The sequence below is a fragment of the Pseudomonas sp. Ors-4-3C genome (genome assembly GCF_055755035.1).
This window is the reverse complement of the sequence record NZ_CM146900.1, coordinates 4,383,781-4,400,228: the sequence shown is the minus strand read 5'-3', so window position 1 is coordinate 4,400,228 and position 16,448 is coordinate 4,383,781. Positions and strand designations below refer to the sequence as shown.

Below are 16,448 nucleotides of genomic sequence, written 5' to 3'. Positions count from 1 at the left end.
CATGCAAGGCGCTCAGCTCAGACATCAGCCACCCGCACCCGGCCGCAAGCCGGTGCCGCGGGGTGCCAGCCGAATGGTGGCCAAAGAGCCGATGTCCGCGCGCCTGCCGAAAGCCAATTTCGGCTTTCTGAAAAGCCTGTTCTGGCCGGTACTGCTGGTGGTGCTCGGGTTCGGTACCTACGAAGGTGCGCAGCGCTTGCTGCCGTACGCCGACCGGCCGATCACCAAGATCGCCGTGCAGGGTGACCTGAGTTACATCAGCCAGCAGGCGGTGCAGCAGCGAATCGCCCCGTACGTGGCGTCGAGCTTTTTCACCATCGACTTGGCCGGGATGCGCACCGAGCTTGAACAGATGCCATGGATCGCCCACGCCGAAGTACGCCGGGTGTGGCCGGATCAAGTGGTGATCCGCCTCGAAGAGCAACTGCCGGTGGCCCGTTGGGGCGACGAGTCGTTGCTCAACAACCAGGGCCAGGCATTTACGCCAAAGGAACTGGCGAACTACGAACACCTGCCACAGCTGTTCGGTCCACAACGGGCCCAGCAGCAAGTGATGCAGCAGTATCAGGTGCTGAGCCAGATGCTCCGGCCACTGGGCTTCTCGATCGCGCGCCTGGAATTGCGTGAACGTGGCAGCTGGTTCCTGACCACCGGTGCCGGCAGTTCCGGCCCCGGCATCGAGTTGCTGCTGGGACGCGGCAACCTGGTGGAAAAGATGCGCCGCTTCATTGCCATCTATGACAAGACGCTTAAAGACCAGATTACGAACATTGCGCGCATCGATCTGCGCTACGCCAACGGCCTCGCTGTTGGCTGGCGGGAACCTGCAGCGCCGACGACAGACAAACCCGCTGTCGCAAAGAATTAAGAAGAGGCAGGACCCATGGCAAACGTGCAAAGCGGCAAAATGATCGTCGGTCTGGATATCGGCACCTCCAAGGTGGTGGCGCTGGTAGGCGAGGTCGCGGACGACGGCACGCTGGAAATCGTCGGTATCGGTACTCACCCGTCCCGCGGCCTGAAGAAGGGCGTGGTGGTGAACATCGAGTCGACCGTGCAATCGATCCAGCGCGCGATCGAAGAGGCCCAACTGATGGCGGGCTGCCGCATTCACTCGGCGTTCGTCGGCGTGGCCGGCAATCACATCCGCAGCCTGAACTCCCACGGCATCGTGGCGATTCGTGACCGCGAAGTGAGCTCGGCTGACCTGGAGCGCGTACTCGACGCCGCCCAGGCCGTGGCGATCCCGGCTGACCAGCGCGTGCTGCACACCCTGCCGCAGGATTACGTGATCGATAACCAGGAAGGCGTCCGCGAGCCTCTGGGCATGTCCGGCGTCCGTCTGGAAGCCAAGGTTCACGTGGTCACCTGCGCCGTCAATGCTGCACAGAACATTGAAAAATGTGTGCGTCGCTGCGGTCTGGAAATCGACGACATCATTCTCGAGCAACTGGCCTCGGCCTACTCGGTGCTGACCGACGACGAAAAAGAGCTGGGCGTGTGCCTGGTCGACATCGGCGGCGGCACCACCGACATCGCGATCTTCACCGAAGGCGCGATCCGCCACACCGCGGTGATCCCGATTGCCGGTGATCAGGTGACCAACGACATCGCCATGGCGTTGCGCACCCCGACCCAGTACGCCGAAGAGATCAAGATTCGCTACGCCTGCGCCCTGGCCAAACTGGCCGGTGCCGGCGAAACCATCAAGGTGCCGAGCGTTGGCGACCGTCCACCGCGCGAACTGTCGCGTCAGGCCCTGGCCGAAGTGGTTGAGCCGCGTTACGACGAACTGTTCACCCTGATTCAGGCCGAGCTGCGTCGCAGTGGCTACGAAGACTTGATCCCGGCGGGCATCGTGCTGACCGGCGGTACTTCGAAGATGGAAGGCGCCACCGAGCTGGCCGAAGAAATCTTCCACATGCCGGTTCGTCTGGGCGTGCCGCACGGCGTGAAAGGCCTGGATGACGTGGTGCGCAACCCGATTTATTCCACTGGCGTTGGCTTGTTGATGTACGGCCTGCAGAAGCAGTCCGACGGGATCTCGTTCTCGGGCATCGGCAGCCGCGACAGCTACAGCAACGATGAGCCGCAGGCGCCGTTGCTGGACCGATTGAAGAAGTGGGTTCAAGGCAACTTCTAAAGCTTTACCGCAACACCGCAACAAAAATGCAGTAGGCGAAAAAACTAGAGAATGTAAGGAGAGGGAAAATGTTCGAACTCGTAGACAACATCCCCGCAAGCCCGGTAATCAAAGTTATCGGTGTCGGCGGTGGCGGCGGCAACGCTGTCAACCACATGGTCAAGAGCAACATCGAAGGCGTTGAATTCATCTGCGCCAACACCGATGCTCAAGCGCTGAAAAACATCGGCGCGCGTACCATCCTGCAACTGGGCACCGGTGTGACCAAAGGCCTGGGCGCCGGCGCCAACCCGGAAGTCGGCCGTCAGGCTGCGCTGGAAGATCGCGAGCGCATCGCTGAAGTGCTGGCCGGCACCAACATGGTGTTCATCACCACGGGCATGGGCGGTGGTACCGGTACCGGTGCTGCGCCGATCATCGCCGAAGTGGCCAAGGAAATGGGCATCCTGACCGTTGCGGTCGTGACCCGTCCGTTCCCGTTCGAAGGCCGCAAGCGTATGCAGATCGCCGACGAAGGCATCCGCATGCTCTCCGAAAGCGTCGACTCGTTGATCACCATCCCTAACGAGAAGCTGCTGACCATCCTCGGTAAAGACGCCAGCCTGCTGTCGGCTTTCGCCAAGGCTGACGACGTACTGGCCGGTGCCGTTCGTGGTATCTCCGACATCATCAAACGTCCGGGCATGATCAACGTCGACTTCGCCGACGTGCGTACCGTGATGAGCGAAATGGGCATGGCGATGATGGGCACTGGCTGCGCCAGCGGTCCGAACCGTGCACGTGAAGCGACCGAAGCGGCCATCCGCAACCCGCTGCTGGAAGACGTGAACCTGCAAGGCGCACGCGGCATTCTGGTGAACATCACCGCCGGTCCTGACCTGTCCCTGGGTGAGTACTCCGACGTGGGTAGCATCATCGAAGCCTTCGCTTCCGAGCACGCGATGGTCAAGGTCGGTACCGTTATCGATCCGGACATGCGCGACGAACTGCACGTCACCGTGGTTGCCACCGGTCTGGGCGCGAAAATCGAGAAGCCTGTGAAGGTCATCGACAACACCGTTCACACCTCCATGGCTTCCGCCCAGGTTCAACAACCGGCTCCTGCGCGTCAGGAAGCTCCGGCGGTGAACTACCGTGACCTGGACCGTCCGACCGTCATGCGCAACCAGGCTCAGGCCGGTGCTGCGACTGCCGCGAAGATGAACCCGCAGGACGATCTGGATTACCTGGACATCCCGGCATTCCTGCGTCGTCAGGCCGATTGATGGAATGTATCAGGGCTATGACGGTGATTGGTGTTCAGCAAAGGCTCGGTCTGCTATTATCGCCAGCCTTTGTTGATACCAGTTCGCAATTTGCGCTGAAGCGGCCCAAGCCATGATTAAACAACGCACACTGAAAAATATTATCCGTGCCACAGGTGTAGGCCTGCACTCCGGGGAGAAGGTCTACCTGACCCTCAAGCCTGCGCCTGTCGACACTGGCATTGTGTTTTGTCGCGCTGACCTCGACCCTGTGGTGCAGATTCCTGCCCGCGCGGAAAACGTTGGTGAAACCACTATGTCGACGACGCTGATCAACGGCGACGTCAAAGTGGACACGGTAGAGCACTTGCTCTCGGCCATGGCTGGCCTGGGCATCGATAACGCCTACGTCGAGCTCTCCGCGTCCGAAGTCCCGATCATGGATGGCAGCGCTGGACCGTTCGTATTCCTGATTCAATCGGCTGGCCTGGAAGAGCAGGACGCCGCCAAGAAATTCATCCGCATCCTGCGTGAAGTGACAGTGGAAGACGGCGACAAGCGCGCCACTTTCGTCCCTTTCGAAGGGTTCAAGGTGAGCTTCGAGATCGATTTCGATCACCCGGTTTTCCGGGACCGCACCCAAAGTGCAAGCGTGGATTTTTCCAGCACTTCGTTCGTAAAAGAAGTCAGCCGCGCCCGTACTTTTGGTTTCATGAGTGACATCGAGTACCTGCGCAAGCACAACCTCGCACTCGGCGGCAGCGTTGAAAACGCGATCGTGGTTGATTCCGATGGTGTACTGAACGAAGACGGCCTTCGCTACGAAGACGAATTCGTGAAGCACAAGATCCTCGATGCGATTGGCGACCTGTACCTGCTGGGTAACAGCCTGATTGGTGAGTTCAAAGGCTTCAAGTCCGGTCATGCACTGAACAACCAGCTGCTGCGCAAGTTGATTGAGCAGACAGATGCGTGGGAAGTCGTGACGTTCGAAGACGCCAGCACTGCACCGATCTCTTACATGCGCCCGGTTGCGGCGGTGTAAGTAAAAAACCTCTCTAGTTTTTTGAAGGCCATCCTTGGATGGCCTTTTTTTATGCCCTGAATTTGATGTTGTCTGTTCTGGCCTCTTCGCGAGCAAGCCCGCTCCCACATTTGGAATGCGTTCCCTTGTGGGAGCGGGCTTGCTCGCGAAGAGGCCAGTTCAATCGCCGCAAAAATCAGCCAGCCACCACCACTCGGTTCCGCCCCCCTTCCTTGGCTTGATACAGGGCCTTGTCTGCGGCAAATAACAATTGCTCCAGCGACATCTCGACCGCAGTTGTCCAGGTGCTGATACCGATACTGACGGTCATCGCCACGTCTGCACCCTCGACCCTCGGCATCTGCTCGACCGCCTGGCGGATATGTTCGGCAATCTGTCGCGCGCCGCTGCTGTCGGTTTCAGCGAGGATCACCGAGAACTCTTCGCCGCCGTAACGGGCGACCAGATCGCCCGGTCGTCGCACGTTCGCCGTGATCACCTTGGCCAATTCACGCAGCGCCTGATCACCGGCCTGATGCCCGTGGCGGTCGTTGAACGCCTTGAAGTGGTCGGCATCGATCATCATCACCGACAACGGCTTGCCCGAACGCTGGGCGCGGAACCATTCGTGGCGCAGCGCCTGATCGAGCATCCGCCGGTTGGCCACGCCGGTCAGCGCATCGGTGGCAGCCAGTTGCGCCAGTTCGCGTTCGGCGCGCTGGCGCAAGCGCAGCTCACGGGCCAGCAGCCAGGTCAGCCACAGCAGCCCGACACACAGCACGCCGGTGGCACCACTGATCAACAGCGCCGTGCGGCGCCAGGTGCCGAACACTTCATCACTGGAGAGCGCAACCATCACCGTCAACGGCAGATTGCCGACCCGCGAATAGGTATAGAGCCGTTGCTGATGGTCCATGCTCGAGGTGCTGGTGAAACTGCCGCTGCCATCCTTGTCGCTAAGAATCCGCACCACGTTGGGACGGTTGCCAAAGCTTTTGCCGATGGAGTCGCTTTGCAGATACGGCTTCTGCGCCAGCAGGACGCCGTCGCTGTTGATGATATTGAGCGTGCTGCCTTTGCCGATGTCGAGACTGTTGAACAACTGATCGAAGTAGTCGAGCTTCATCGACGCCACCGCCACGCCAGCGAACTCACCGGTGTCCGAGGAGATCCGCCGACTGAAGCTGATACGCCACTGGTTGGCTTCGTCGCAATCACAACGGGTCTTGAACGGACGGCTGATGAACATGCCCATGTCGCGGTTGAAGGCATGGGCGAGGAAATAATCACGGTCGGCGAAGTTGCCCGGCTTGGGTTCGACCCGCGATGAGTCGGCGACCACATCGCCATGCTTGTCGAGCAGCAGGATGTCGCCCTTGAAGCGCGCGGTGGTCGAGCGGTCGAACAGCGCCAGATGGCGGATCTGCGGGGTGACGTCGCGCAAGTCATCGCGCTGGGCGGCGGCGATCAGGCCTTGCAGGGTCAGGTCATACAACTCGACCGTGCGCAGGACATCGGCGTCGATCAACTGGGCGATGGTGGTGGCGCTGCGGGTGGCCGACTCCTGAGCGTTGGCGTGCTCACGAATCAGCAGAAAAGTGACGATGCACAGAATCGCGATCACAGTCAGCGAACTGCCGCAGATCAGCAGCAATTCGGGGCGTCCGGTCTTGCCCGCCACAGGTGGGGTACGGCTCGCGATCATGATGGGCTGTCGGTTGAGAGGATCTTATTAGCGTAGTTGCATCAAGTCAGTGACGGTATTCCATTGTGGGAGCGGGCTTGCTCGCGAATGCGCCGTGTCATTCAACATTGATGTCGACTGATGCAGCGCATTCGCGAGCAAGCCCGCTCCCACAGGGTATATCTCTCAATTCAAGACCGTGGCGCAGGGGTGATCTTAGAAGACGTTGATCGGGTAGTCGACAATCACCCGGTATTCATCGGTGTCGGTATCAATCGCGCCATAACCGTTGCCGCCCCGGTTGGTCGCCCATTGCAGGCGTACCGCGAGATTTTTCGCCTGGCCGCTCTGCACCACGTATTTCAGATCGAGGTCGCGCTCCCAATGCTGGGCGTTGCGACCGTCAGCGCTGTACCACGAAGCATAGCCTTTGCTGTCCGGATCGACCTTGGTCAGGTCCACGGTGCCGCGCGAATAGGAGACCGCCGAAGTCAGACCCGGCATCCCCAGCCCGGCGAAGTCATAGGCGTACTTGAGCTTCCACGAACGTTCGTTCGGGCCGTTGAAGTCCGAGTATTGCTGCGAGTTGTCGAGGTAAACGCTGTCGCCCTGGCTGATGTAGTCGAACGGCGTGTTGCCGTTCACGCGCTGATACGCGGCAGTAACGCTGTGGCTGCCGATGCCGACGGTGAAATGCAGGCTGTAGGTGTTGTTGTCGATGTTGCCCAGCAGCGCGTTGCCGGTGTCCTGCGTGTGATAAAAGTGCAGGCCCGGGTTGAGGCTGACCAGATCGTTCAACTGCCAGGTGTAATCCAGGTCGTAGTAGTACTGGTTCCAGATGTCCTTCAACTCGGCAGCGTACAGATTGCTGGTCAGCCCTTCGACGCCGCTCCAGGACACGCCGGCCCAGTTCAGGTGCCGGCTTGCGTCGCCATCGGCGAGTTTGCCGTAGGACGTGCCGATGCGCTGGTGGCCACTCTGGTTGTACGGCTTGGTGAAACTCGCCTGGCCACCTTCAAGCATCCAGCCGTCGAAACTGTGGTTGGTCAAACTGACACCGCGGAAGGTCTGCGGCAGCATGCGCGACTCACCGCCGGCAATCACCGGGTTGGTGAGGAACAGGTCACCGGCCTTCAACTCGGTATCGAACGCACGCATTTTCAACGTGCCGCCCGCGGTCGAGAACGAGCCCGGCGCTTTGCCGTTGCCATCGCTGACCGGCAGGATGCTCGAGCCATCGGTACCGCCACCGCCGTCGAGCTTCAGCCCGAGCATGGCGTGGGCGTCGATGCCGAAGCCGACCGTGCCTTCGGTGTAACCCGACTGGAAGATCCCGAGAAAACCCTGGCCCCACTCGATGTTGTCGTCCGTCTGCTGCAGACGGTTGCGATTCATGTAGTAGTTGCGAGCGTTGAGGTTGAGGCTCGAGCCTTCGACGAAACCTTCCTTGGCGGCTTCGTCGGCATGGGCGGCGGGGGCAATCGTTGCGGCAATTGCAATGAACAGCGGGGTGACGCGGACTGGGTAACGCACTTGCGATGGAGCTCCTTGGGTCAACTGACACTTCAATGTCTTGAGGTGCGGGATGTTTCTTGTTTTTACAGACGAACCAAACGGCTTTCAGACCACAACGAAAAAAGGCCGCTGAAAAGCAGCGGCCTGGAAGGACGACGGTTGAACGGGAAGAGCCAAACAACCGCGTCGAGGGAAATTTTTCGCGGTGCGCGACTCAGCTGTCTTTCTCGGCTGCTTGAGCCTGAGAAGTGGCGGCCTGAGGGGCTTGCGAGGCGTCCTGCGACTTGACCATCACTTCTGCCTGAGACTGCTCGAAGGCGTGAGCGCGCGCGGCATTCTGCGCGACGAACGCCTGCGATTCTTCAGCCATCGCCATGGGCGACAGGATCAATGAGGACAAAACGAAAGCGCTGGCAATACCCATACTGTTGGACATCTGGAAAACCTTCTTGCTTGGCAAGTGCTGTTTGGTGCGGGCAAAGATAAGGTTGCCGGACGTTGGGAAACAGCCTGATTTTCATAAATGACTGTTGCAGTACAAGCAAAGATCAATCACGGGTGAACGCCATTCCTTGTGGCGAGGGAGCTTGCTCCCGCTGGGCTGCGAAGCGGCCCCAAACCCGTCAATCACATTCATTCAGACAAACTGCATGTGCAGGATTTACGACTGCTGCGCAGCCGAGCGGGAGCAAGCTCCCTCGCCACAGGGGTTTGCTTTTCAGTTAAACCGGGAGGTGGATGCCGAACGTATTCATCCCCCGATCACTGCGCACAAATACATCCCCACCATGCATCAGCGCAATCGCCTTGACGATCGCCAGCCCCAGCCCATGGTTGTTGCCGCTGTTGCTGCGCGAGGCATCGACCCGATAGAAGCGCTCGAACAAGCGCGGCAAGTGCTCGCTGGCAATCGGCGATCCGGGGTTGGCCACGCCGATGCTGACCTGATGGTCTTCAACTTCGATGCGCACCTCGATCACCTTGCCCGGTTCGGTGTGCTGCACCGCATTACTCAGCAGATTGATCAGCGCCCGACGCAGATGCGCGATCTCGATTCGCACCTGTGCGTCGCCACTCACATGCACCTGCACTTGCGCGTCTTCGAGGATGAAATCCAGGTAATCCAGCGTGGTTGCAACTTCATCCGCCAGCGAGGTCTCGGTCAGTTTGGTCGCCTTGCTGCCCTGGTCGGCGCTGGCAAGGAACAGCATGTCGTTGATGATCGATCGCAGGCGTTCCAGCTCTTCGAGGTTGGATTGCAGCACCTCGAAATAGTGTTCGGCGGAACGCCCGCGCGTCAGCGCGACCTGGGTCTGACCGATCAGGTTGGTCAGCGGCGAACGCAGCTCATGGGCGACGTCGGCGTTGAACGACTCCAGTCGCGAGTATGCCTGTTCGACCCGTTCCAGCGTCGAGTTGAACGAGTCGACAAACTGCGCAAGCTCCGGCGGCAGCGGCGACATGCGCAGGCGTCCGGCTCGCAATGGCGGCGCCAGACGCTGCGCTTCGTGGGACAGTTTGATCAGCGGTTGCAGGCCAATCCGGGCCACCCAGTACCCGAGGGCCGAGGCCAGCGCCACGCCGATAATTGCCAGACCGATCAAGGCAATCAGCAACTGATGTTGCGTCTGGTGAAACGTATCGGTGTCGATGCCGATCATGAAGCGCAGCGGCGGGCGTTGGTCCTTGGCCGGAAACTGGCTGACCAGCACTTTCAGCGGATAGGGCTGGTCGGGCAATTGCAGGTCGCGCATGCCCAATGGGCCGTTGGCGAACTCGCGAATCTGCGGGGTCAGGTTGCCAAACTCATACTGCGGGTCACCGCTGCTGATCCAGAAACTGATGCGCTTGTCTTCCTCGCCCAGCAGCTTGAGTTTGTTGTTGATCTTCACCCAATGATCGGGCGTGCCGTAACGACCGACGGTGGATTCGAGCACGCTGTACCGCGCATCCAGCTCGGCTTCCGGCAGCAGGCCCAGGCCCTTGTCGACCTGCTGATACAGCGCGCCGCCGATCAACAGAAACACCAGTAGCGCCACCAGCGTAAACATCCCGCTCAGGCGCAGGGCAATCGAGTTACTGGACACCACGGCTCTCCAGCACGTAACCCATGCCACGAATGGTGTGCAGCAGTTTCTCGTCGAACGGCCCGTCGAGCTTGGCCCGCAGACGCTTGATCGCGACTTCGACGACATTCGCGTCGCTGTCGAAATTGATGTCCCAGACCATCTCGGCAATCGCGGTTTTCGAGAGGATTTCACCTTGTCGGCGCGCCAGAACGCTGAGCAGCGAGAACTCTTTCGCCGTCAGATCCAGTCGGGTGCCGGCGCGGGTGGCCTTGCGGCTGATCAGATCAATCCACAGGTCGGCGATGCTCACTTGCACCGGTTCATGGCCACCGCTGCGCCGGGTCAGCGCCTGCAAACGCGCTACCAGCTCCAGAAAGGAAAACGGCTTGCCGAGGTAATCGTCGGCGCCGTCACGCAGGCCCCTGATCCGGTCTTCGACGCGCTCGCGGGCGGTGAGCATGATCACCGGGGTCTGCTTGCGCGCACGTAAGGCGCGCAGCACGCCGAAGCCGTCGAGGCCCGGCAACATCACGTCGAGGACGATCACCGCGTAGTCGCTTTCCAGCGCCAGGTGCAGGCCCTCGACGCCGTCGCGGGCCAGATCCACGGTGTAACCCTGTTCCGTCAGACCGCGGTGCAGATAATCCGCGGTTTTTTCCTCGTCTTCGATAATCAGAACGCGCATGACCCTGCCTCAGTCTGTAGTCGCCAGTGCCGTCGTGGGCATTGGTTTGGGCCTGTGGAACAGCCGCTCAAGCCACAAGTATATGACCGGCGTGGTAAACAGCGTCAGCATCTGGCTGACCAGCAAGCCGCCCACCACCGCGATCCCCAGCGGCTGGCGCAGTTCCGCGCCGGTGCCGTAACCGAGCATCAGCGGCAACGCGCCGAGCAGCGCGGCGAGGGTGGTCATGATGATCGGCCGGAACCGCGTCAGGCACGCTTCGAAAATCGCCTCCTGCGGCGCCAGTCCGCGATTGCGCTGGGCTTCCAGTGCGAAGTCGATCATCAGAATGCCGTTCTTTTTGACGATACCGATCAGCAGCACCAGCCCGATCAACGCCATGATCGAAAAGTCCTGACCGCAGATCCACAGCATGATCACTGCACCGAGCCCGGCCGCCGGCAGGGTCGAGATGATCGTCAGCGGATGCACGAAGCTCTCATAAAGCACGCCGAGAATGATGTACACCGCCACCAGCGCCGCGAGAATCAACCACGGCTGACTGGCGAGCGAACTCTGGAATGCCTGCGCTGCGCCCTGGAAGTTGCCGCTGATGGCGGTCGGCATGCCGATCTCAGCCTTGGCCTGGTTGAGCAGGATCACCGCGTCGCCCAAGGCCACGCCGGGGGCCAGGTTGAACGACAGGTTGGCGGCGGGGAACATGCCGTCATGGGCAATCGACAGCGGGCCGATGGTCGGTGCGTCGAATTTCGCCAGCGCCGACAGCGGCACCATTTCCCCGCTCAACGGCGAGCGCAGGTAGAAATAGTTGAGGCTTTCGGCCTTGCCGCGCTGTTTGGTATCGAGCTCCAGAATCACGTTGTACTGGTTGACCTGAGTCTGGAATTCATTGATCTGGCGCTGGCCGAACGCATCGTACAGCGCCTCGTCGACATCACTTGCGGTCAGGCCGAAACGCGCGGCGGCGCTGCGGTCGATGCTGATGTGAGTGATGCTGCCGCCCAGTTGCAGGTCGTTGGAAATATCGCGGAACGCCGGGATGCTGCGCAGCTTCTCGGTCAGGCGCTGGGTCCAGGTGGCCAGGGTCGCGCCGTCATTGCTCTTGAGCACGTACTGGTACTGGGCGCGGCTTGGCCCGGAGCTGAGGTTGATGTCCTGGCCGGCGCGCAGGTACAGGACGATGCCCGGGACTTTCATCAGTTTCGGACGGATACGGTCGATGAACTGGCTGGCCGAGACGTCGCGGTCGCCGCGTTTTTTCAGGGCGATCCAGAAGCGGCCGTTGGCGATGGTCTGGTTGCTGCCGGACACGCCCACCGAGTGGGAAAACGCTTCGACTGCCGGGTCGGCCGCGACGATTTCGGCCATCGCCAGGTGTTTTTTCACCATGTCGCCGTAGGAAATATCCGCAGCGGCTTCGGTGGTACCGAGCACGAACCCGGTGTCCTGGATTGGGAAGAATCCCTTGGGAATAAAGATGTAACCGGTAATTGCCAACCCGAGGGACAGGCAGAACACGCCGATCATCAGTTTCTGATGGGCGAGGGCGCGGCGCAGGCCTTTCTCGTACCACGCCAGCAGACGTTCACTGAAGCCCGGTTTGTCATGGGCGTGATGCACCGGTTTGCGCATGAACAGCGCGGCCAGGGTTGGCGCAAGCGTCAGCGATACCACCACCGAAATAAGAATGGTCGAAGTCGCGGTCAGGGCGAATTCCTTGAACAGCCGCCCGACCACGCCGCCCATGAACAGCAGCGGAATGAACGCCGCCACCAGCGAGAAGCTGATCGAGACCACGGTGAAGCCGATCTCGCCGGCGCCCTTGACCGCCGCCTCACGCATGCCGTCGCCGGCCTCCAGATGCCGGTGGATGTTCTCCACCACCACAATCGCATCGTCGACGACAAACCCCACGGCCACCACAATCGCCACCAGTGTCAGGTTGTTCAGGCTGAAACCGAGGATGTACATCAGGGCGAAACTGGCCACCAGTGACACGCCGAGCACCGCCGAGACAATCAGCGTCGCCGACAGTTGGCGCAGGAACAGCGCCATCACCGCCACCACCAGCAGAATGGCGATCAACAGGGTGATTTCCACTTCATGCAGCGACGCGCGAATGGTCTGGGTGCGGTCGATCAGCACTTTGACCTGCACCGAGGCCGGCAGCATGGCTTCTAGGCCCGGCAGCGCCGCTTGAATACGGTCGACCGTTTCGACGATGTTCGCACCGGGCTGGCGCGAGATCACCAGGTTCACCCCGGGATGATCACCGGCCCAGGCTTGCACGTAGGCATCTTCCGAACCGTTGACGACTTTGGCGACATCCCGCAGGTGAACCGGGGCGCCGTCCTTGTAGGAAACGATCAGCTGACTGTAGTCCTCGGGATGGAACAACTGGTCGTTGGTCGACAGCGTGGAGATACTCGATTCGCCATACAACGCACCTTTGGCGAGGTTGAGGCTGGTCTGCTGGATCGCCAGACGAATGTCGGCCAGGGTAAGGCCGATGGCAGCCAGTTTGTCGGCCGAGGCTTGCACGCGGATCGCCGGACGTTGCTGACCGGTGATGTTGATCTGGCCTACACCGTCGATCTGACTGATCTGACGCGAGAGCAGAGTTTCCACCAGGTCGCTGAGTTCGGTGCCGGGCATTTGTGTGGAGCTGACACTGAGGATCAGCACCGGGCTGTCGGCCGGGTTGACCTTCTTCCAGGTCGGCAGCGTCGGCATGTCCTTGGGCAGTTTGCCGGCGGCGGTGTTGATCGCTGCCTGAACTTCCTGCGCGGCGGTGTCGATGCTTTTGTCGAGGGTGAATTGCAGGGTCAACAGGCTTGAGCCGAGTGCACTGCTGGAGGTCATCTGGGTCATGCCGGGGATGGCGCTGAATTGCACTTCAAGCGGCGTGGCCACGGAGGACGCCATGGTGTCAGGGCTGGCGCCGGGCAACTGCGCGGAAACCTGGATCGTCGGAAACTCCGCTTCCGGCAGTGGCGCAATCGGCAGGCGCGGGAAGGCAATTACCCCGAGCAGCACCAGGGCGAAGGTCAGCAGAATGGTCGCGACCGGGTGGTCGATACACCATGTGGAGACGCCTTTGTGCTCCTTCATGGCTTGGGCTCCGCTTCGACCACCTGCGGCGGCTCGGTCATCACCTGCACGGTCGAACCGGGTTTGAGCCGCGACTGGCCGTCACTGACTAATTGATCACCCGCCTTCACGCCTTTGATGATGTCCTGGCCGCTGCCCTGATAAACCATCTGCACTTGTACGGCTTCGACCTTGTCGCCGTTCACGCGGTAAACGAAGTGTTGGTCGAGGCCGCGTTGTACGACGGTAGGCGGCACCACCAGCGCATTCTTATCCAGTGCCGTCTGGATTTTTACCGTCACCAGCAGGCCCGGCCAGAGCTTCTGGCTGGCGTTGTCGAATTCGGCCTTGGCGCGGATGGTGCCGGTGTTGGCGTTGATCTGGTTGTCGATCAGGGTCAGATGACCTTCGCCAAGCAGGTTGCCGGTTTCGCCGTCAGTGTCGGCGCCGATGTAGGCCTTGACCTGCGCGTGCTGCGGGTCGTTGATCAGACCTTGCAGGGTCGGCAGCATTTGTTGCGGCAGCGAGAACTCGACGGCGATCGGGTCGATCTGGGTGACGGTGAACAGGCCCTGGGTGTCGGTCATGCGCAGGAAGTTGCCTTCATCGACTGTGCGAATGCCGACGCGGCCGGTGACCGGGGAGCGGATCTGGGTGTAGGAAAGTTGAACCTGCGCGGCGTCAATCGAGGCCTGGTTGCCTTGGGCGGTGGCCTTCAACTGGTTGACCAGCGCCTGTTGCTGATCGTAGGTCTGCTTGGAGACGCCGTCGTCGACGCTGAGCAGTTTGTAGCGCTTGAGGTTGACCAGGGCGACTTCCAGTTGGGCCTGGCTTTCGCCCAGTTGTGCGCGGGCCTGATCAAGACTGGCGCGGATCGAGCGGTCGTCGATGGTGGCGAGCAGGTCGCCTGCTTTGACCAGTTGGCCTTCTTTGACGAGGATCTTTGTCAGAATGCCGTCGATCTGCGGGCGTACCACGACGCTGTGCAATGAGAGAACCGAACCGATGCCGCTGACGTAGCGGGGGACGTCCTTTTCGCTGACTGCCACGACCCGGACCGGGATGGCGGTGGGGGTGGCGAGTTTGGTCTGGGCCGGTTTGGTGGCGTACCACAGGCCCAGAGCGGCGACGATGATCAGCGGGGTGGCGAGCAGGGCGGTTCGTTTCTGGATTCGCATGCGATTGGGGCGCCAAGGGGTTGAGTTTGGGCAGGTTGGGTATTTATAAGCTTGTTTGGGGGTCAGGAGAGTGACGGCTAGCTGTCAGCGCTGTCAGTTTCGTTTGGCTTGGCGGCCTCTGGGCCGACCATGTTGTGGGTTGATGGGGGATATATCCGTTGCTGCGGTAACGGCTTCTTATGGTTCCGCTCTTACAGCGGCTCACTTTTCCAGACGCCGAAAAGTAAGCAAAAGGCTTGGCCCCAACGTTCGGCCCTCGCTTAGGCTCGGGTTCCTTCGCTCCGGGATTGATCCGGGCGCAGCGCCTCCGGTTTGCTTCGCTGCACCTCCTCTCGCTGTGTTTGGCTGCGCCAAACGGTCGCTGCGCTCCCACCCCCGGATCAATCCCTCCACTCAGCCTGCCGACGGGGCCGGCACGGCAAGATCAAGAGCTTTCGGCGAGCTGACACTCGGCCATTTGAGTGGTGAAGAGCGTGCGCTCGGCTTTGGCGCTTTTGTGGGAGCCAGCCTGCTGGCGATGGCGGCCTGCGAGCCGACCAATCTCTATCTGACTCACCCAATTCCACTGTGGGAGCGGGCTTGCTCGCGAAGGCGGCCTGACAGCCGCCCACTCTCCACCTGACCATACCCATTCCAACTGTGGGAGTGGGCTTGCTCGCGAAGGCGGCCTGACAGCCGACCACTCTCCACCTGACCACACCCATTCCAACTGTGGGAGCGGGCTTGCTCGCGAAGGCGGCCTGACAGCCGACCACTCTCCACCTGACCACACCCATTCCAACTGTGGGAGCGGGCTTGCTCGCGAAGGCGGCCTGACAGCCGACCCCTCTCCACCTGACCGAACCCATTCCAACTGTAGGAGTGAGCCTGCTCGCGATGGCGGCCTGCGAGCCGACCACTTTCCAGCAGACCACACCCATTCCAACTGTGGGAGCCAGCCTGCTGGCGATGATGACAGTCCAGCCACCGCCATTCAAAACCGTGACCATCCCCCCAATTCCACCACCCAATATCTCTAAATCGGAACGTTTGTGCCTCGCAACATCTACGCTCCTAAAGATCCGCCCCCACCCGCGGATAAACGTTGTACAGCCCGGCCGTCAAATTGAGCGGGCCTCTTCGGGAGTGTCGTGCAATGAATCTGAAAACCGCTTTGGCGAGTGTGCTTGTTTTGCTTCCATTGGCAGTCTGTGCCGCGCCGCAATCGACTTCCGGCGAGATCCGTTTCACCGGGCAGATTGTCGATTCCGGTTGTGCGGTGGAGCGTGCCGGGTCGTTGGCCTCCGATGTGTCCCGGCAGGTTGAAATCAAACCGGGTCTGCAAGTTGATGTGGATACCTATCGCAATGCTTGCAGTCGTCAGTCGCTGCCGTTTTCCATGACCTATCAAGCGCTGAAGACGTCGAGCGACAAAGGCATCGTCACCATCACTTATCTATAAACCGTTCGGCGAGCGGTGCAAATCTTCAGGTGCCGAGTCTGGGCGCGCAGGTATACTGCGCGCCTTCGCGGCCCACTGTTCGGGCCCGACTTTTTGCTTTGCGGAGCTTTTATGACTTCCCCGACCCAACCGCCGGTTGACGACGCTGTGAGCGATGTCCCGGCTGAACTGGCTGACGCCAGCGAGAGCAAACCCGAGATTGCGGCTTTCAAGTTCCCGTTCAAACCGGGTGAACTGGCGGCGGCCAAGGGTTCGAATCAGCCGTGGTACAAGAACGGCGCCAAGAATGGCCACACCAAGACCCCGGGCATGGCGCCGCCGGGTACCCGTCGTTCGATGGGCAAGCGCTGAGTTTCATCCCGCCTTCAGCCATCG

At 60.8% G+C, this 16,448-nt stretch carries 13 protein-coding genes; 6 read left to right on the top strand and 7 right to left on the bottom strand.

Going from position 1 to position 16,448, the window contains the following annotated elements; all coding sequences use genetic code 11:
• Position 1 precedes the first annotated feature (1 nt).
• The 4 genes from ACVHNU_RS19775 (at position 2) to lpxC (ending at position 4,432) form a co-directional block, all read left to right on the top strand.
• Entirely contained in the window at positions 2–868 is an 867-nt protein-coding gene (locus ACVHNU_RS19775; RefSeq protein WP_003228015.1) for a cell division protein FtsQ/DivIB, read from the top strand.
• 15 nt (positions 869–883) lie between these two features.
• Complete coding sequence (ftsA, locus tag ACVHNU_RS19770; RefSeq protein ID WP_003228014.1) at positions 884–2,143, top strand: cell division protein FtsA; 1,260 nt, start codon at positions 884–886, stop codon at positions 2,141–2,143.
• A gap of 68 nt (positions 2,144–2,211) precedes the next feature.
• Positions 2,212–3,408 (top strand): cell division protein FtsZ, encoded by a 1,197-nt coding sequence (ftsZ, locus tag ACVHNU_RS19765; RefSeq protein ID WP_003228013.1) that lies wholly within the window; start codon positions 2,212–2,214, stop codon positions 3,406–3,408.
• A gap of 112 nt (positions 3,409–3,520) precedes the next feature.
• The gene (lpxC, locus tag ACVHNU_RS19760; RefSeq protein ID WP_007961638.1) at positions 3,521–4,432 is read left to right on the top strand and encodes a UDP-3-O-acyl-N-acetylglucosamine deacetylase; all 912 of its coding nucleotides are present in this window, start codon (positions 3,521–3,523) and stop codon (positions 4,430–4,432) included.
• 175 nt (positions 4,433–4,607) lie between these two features.
• Here lpxC and ACVHNU_RS19755 read toward each other — a convergent pair whose 3' ends face one another.
• The 7 genes from ACVHNU_RS19755 to ACVHNU_RS19725 form a co-directional block, all read right to left on the bottom strand.
• Complete coding sequence (locus ACVHNU_RS19755) at positions 4,608–6,116, bottom strand: sensor domain-containing diguanylate cyclase (protein ID WP_003228012.1); 1,509 nt, start codon at positions 6,114–6,116, stop codon at positions 4,608–4,610.
• A 195-nt stretch (positions 6,117–6,311) separates the two neighbouring features.
• Positions 6,312–7,628 (bottom strand): OprD family porin, encoded by a 1,317-nt coding sequence (locus ACVHNU_RS19750; protein ID WP_473018146.1) that lies wholly within the window; start codon positions 7,626–7,628, stop codon positions 6,312–6,314.
• Between the two features lie 196 nt (positions 7,629–7,824).
• A complete protein-coding gene (locus tag ACVHNU_RS19745) occupies positions 7,825–8,046 on the bottom strand; it encodes a hypothetical protein (protein ID WP_103521034.1) in 222 nt (73 codons plus the stop codon).
• 286 nt (positions 8,047–8,332) lie between these two features.
• The gene (locus tag ACVHNU_RS19740) at positions 8,333–9,697 is read right to left on the bottom strand and encodes a heavy metal sensor histidine kinase (protein ID WP_473018145.1); all 1,365 of its coding nucleotides are present in this window, start codon (positions 9,695–9,697) and stop codon (positions 8,333–8,335) included.
• Positions 9,687–10,364 carry a heavy metal response regulator transcription factor gene (locus ACVHNU_RS19735; RefSeq protein WP_003228008.1) on the bottom strand — a complete coding sequence of 226 codons (678 nt, stop codon included), beginning with the start codon at positions 10,362–10,364 and terminating at the stop codon, positions 9,687–9,689. The genes ACVHNU_RS19740 and ACVHNU_RS19735 overlap by 11 nt, the downstream gene beginning before the upstream one ends.
• A gap of 9 nt (positions 10,365–10,373) precedes the next feature.
• The gene (locus ACVHNU_RS19730) at positions 10,374–13,475 is read right to left on the bottom strand and encodes a multidrug efflux RND transporter permease subunit (RefSeq protein WP_473018144.1); all 3,102 of its coding nucleotides are present in this window, start codon (positions 13,473–13,475) and stop codon (positions 10,374–10,376) included.
• Positions 13,472–14,632 carry an efflux RND transporter periplasmic adaptor subunit gene (locus ACVHNU_RS19725; protein ID WP_103485649.1) on the bottom strand — a complete coding sequence of 387 codons (1,161 nt, stop codon included), beginning with the start codon at positions 14,630–14,632 and terminating at the stop codon, positions 13,472–13,474. Before ACVHNU_RS19725 ends, ACVHNU_RS19730 begins: the two co-directional genes overlap by 4 nt.
• 1,135 nt (positions 14,633–15,767) lie before the next feature.
• Here ACVHNU_RS19725 and ACVHNU_RS19720 point away from each other — a divergent pair.
• The gene (locus ACVHNU_RS19720; protein WP_473018142.1) at positions 15,768–16,073 is read left to right on the top strand and encodes a type 1 fimbrial protein; all 306 of its coding nucleotides are present in this window, start codon (positions 15,768–15,770) and stop codon (positions 16,071–16,073) included.
• 111 nt (positions 16,074–16,184) lie between these two features.
• The gene (locus tag ACVHNU_RS19715) at positions 16,185–16,424 is read left to right on the top strand and encodes a hypothetical protein (protein WP_003228000.1); all 240 of its coding nucleotides are present in this window, start codon (positions 16,185–16,187) and stop codon (positions 16,422–16,424) included.
• Positions 16,425–16,448 lie beyond the last annotated feature (24 nt).

Coding starts and splice junctions, on each gene's coding strand:
- ACVHNU_RS19775 (WP_003228015.1), top strand. CDS start 2: ATGCAAGGCGCTCAGCTCAGACATCAGCCACCCGCACCCGGCCGCAAG.
- ftsA (WP_003228014.1), top strand. CDS start 884: ATGGCAAACGTGCAAAGCGGCAAAATGATCGTCGGTCTGGATATCGGC.
- ftsZ (WP_003228013.1), top strand. CDS start 2,212: ATGTTCGAACTCGTAGACAACATCCCCGCAAGCCCGGTAATCAAAGTT.
- lpxC (WP_007961638.1), top strand. CDS start 3,521: ATGATTAAACAACGCACACTGAAAAATATTATCCGTGCCACAGGTGTA.
- ACVHNU_RS19755 (WP_003228012.1), bottom strand. CDS start 6,116: ATGATCGCGAGCCGTACCCCACCTGTGGCGGGCAAGACCGGACGCCCC.
- ACVHNU_RS19745 (WP_103521034.1), bottom strand. CDS start 8,046: ATGTCCAACAGTATGGGTATTGCCAGCGCTTTCGTTTTGTCCTCATTG.
- ACVHNU_RS19735 (WP_003228008.1), bottom strand. CDS start 10,364: ATGCGCGTTCTGATTATCGAAGACGAGGAAAAAACCGCGGATTATCTG.
- ACVHNU_RS19730 (WP_473018144.1), bottom strand. CDS start 13,475: ATGAAGGAGCACAAAGGCGTCTCCACATGGTGTATCGACCACCCGGTC.
- ACVHNU_RS19725 (WP_103485649.1), bottom strand. CDS start 14,632: ATGCGAATCCAGAAACGAACCGCCCTGCTCGCCACCCCGCTGATCATC.
- ACVHNU_RS19720 (WP_473018142.1), top strand. CDS start 15,768: ATGAATCTGAAAACCGCTTTGGCGAGTGTGCTTGTTTTGCTTCCATTG.
- ACVHNU_RS19715 (WP_003228000.1), top strand. CDS start 16,185: ATGACTTCCCCGACCCAACCGCCGGTTGACGACGCTGTGAGCGATGTC.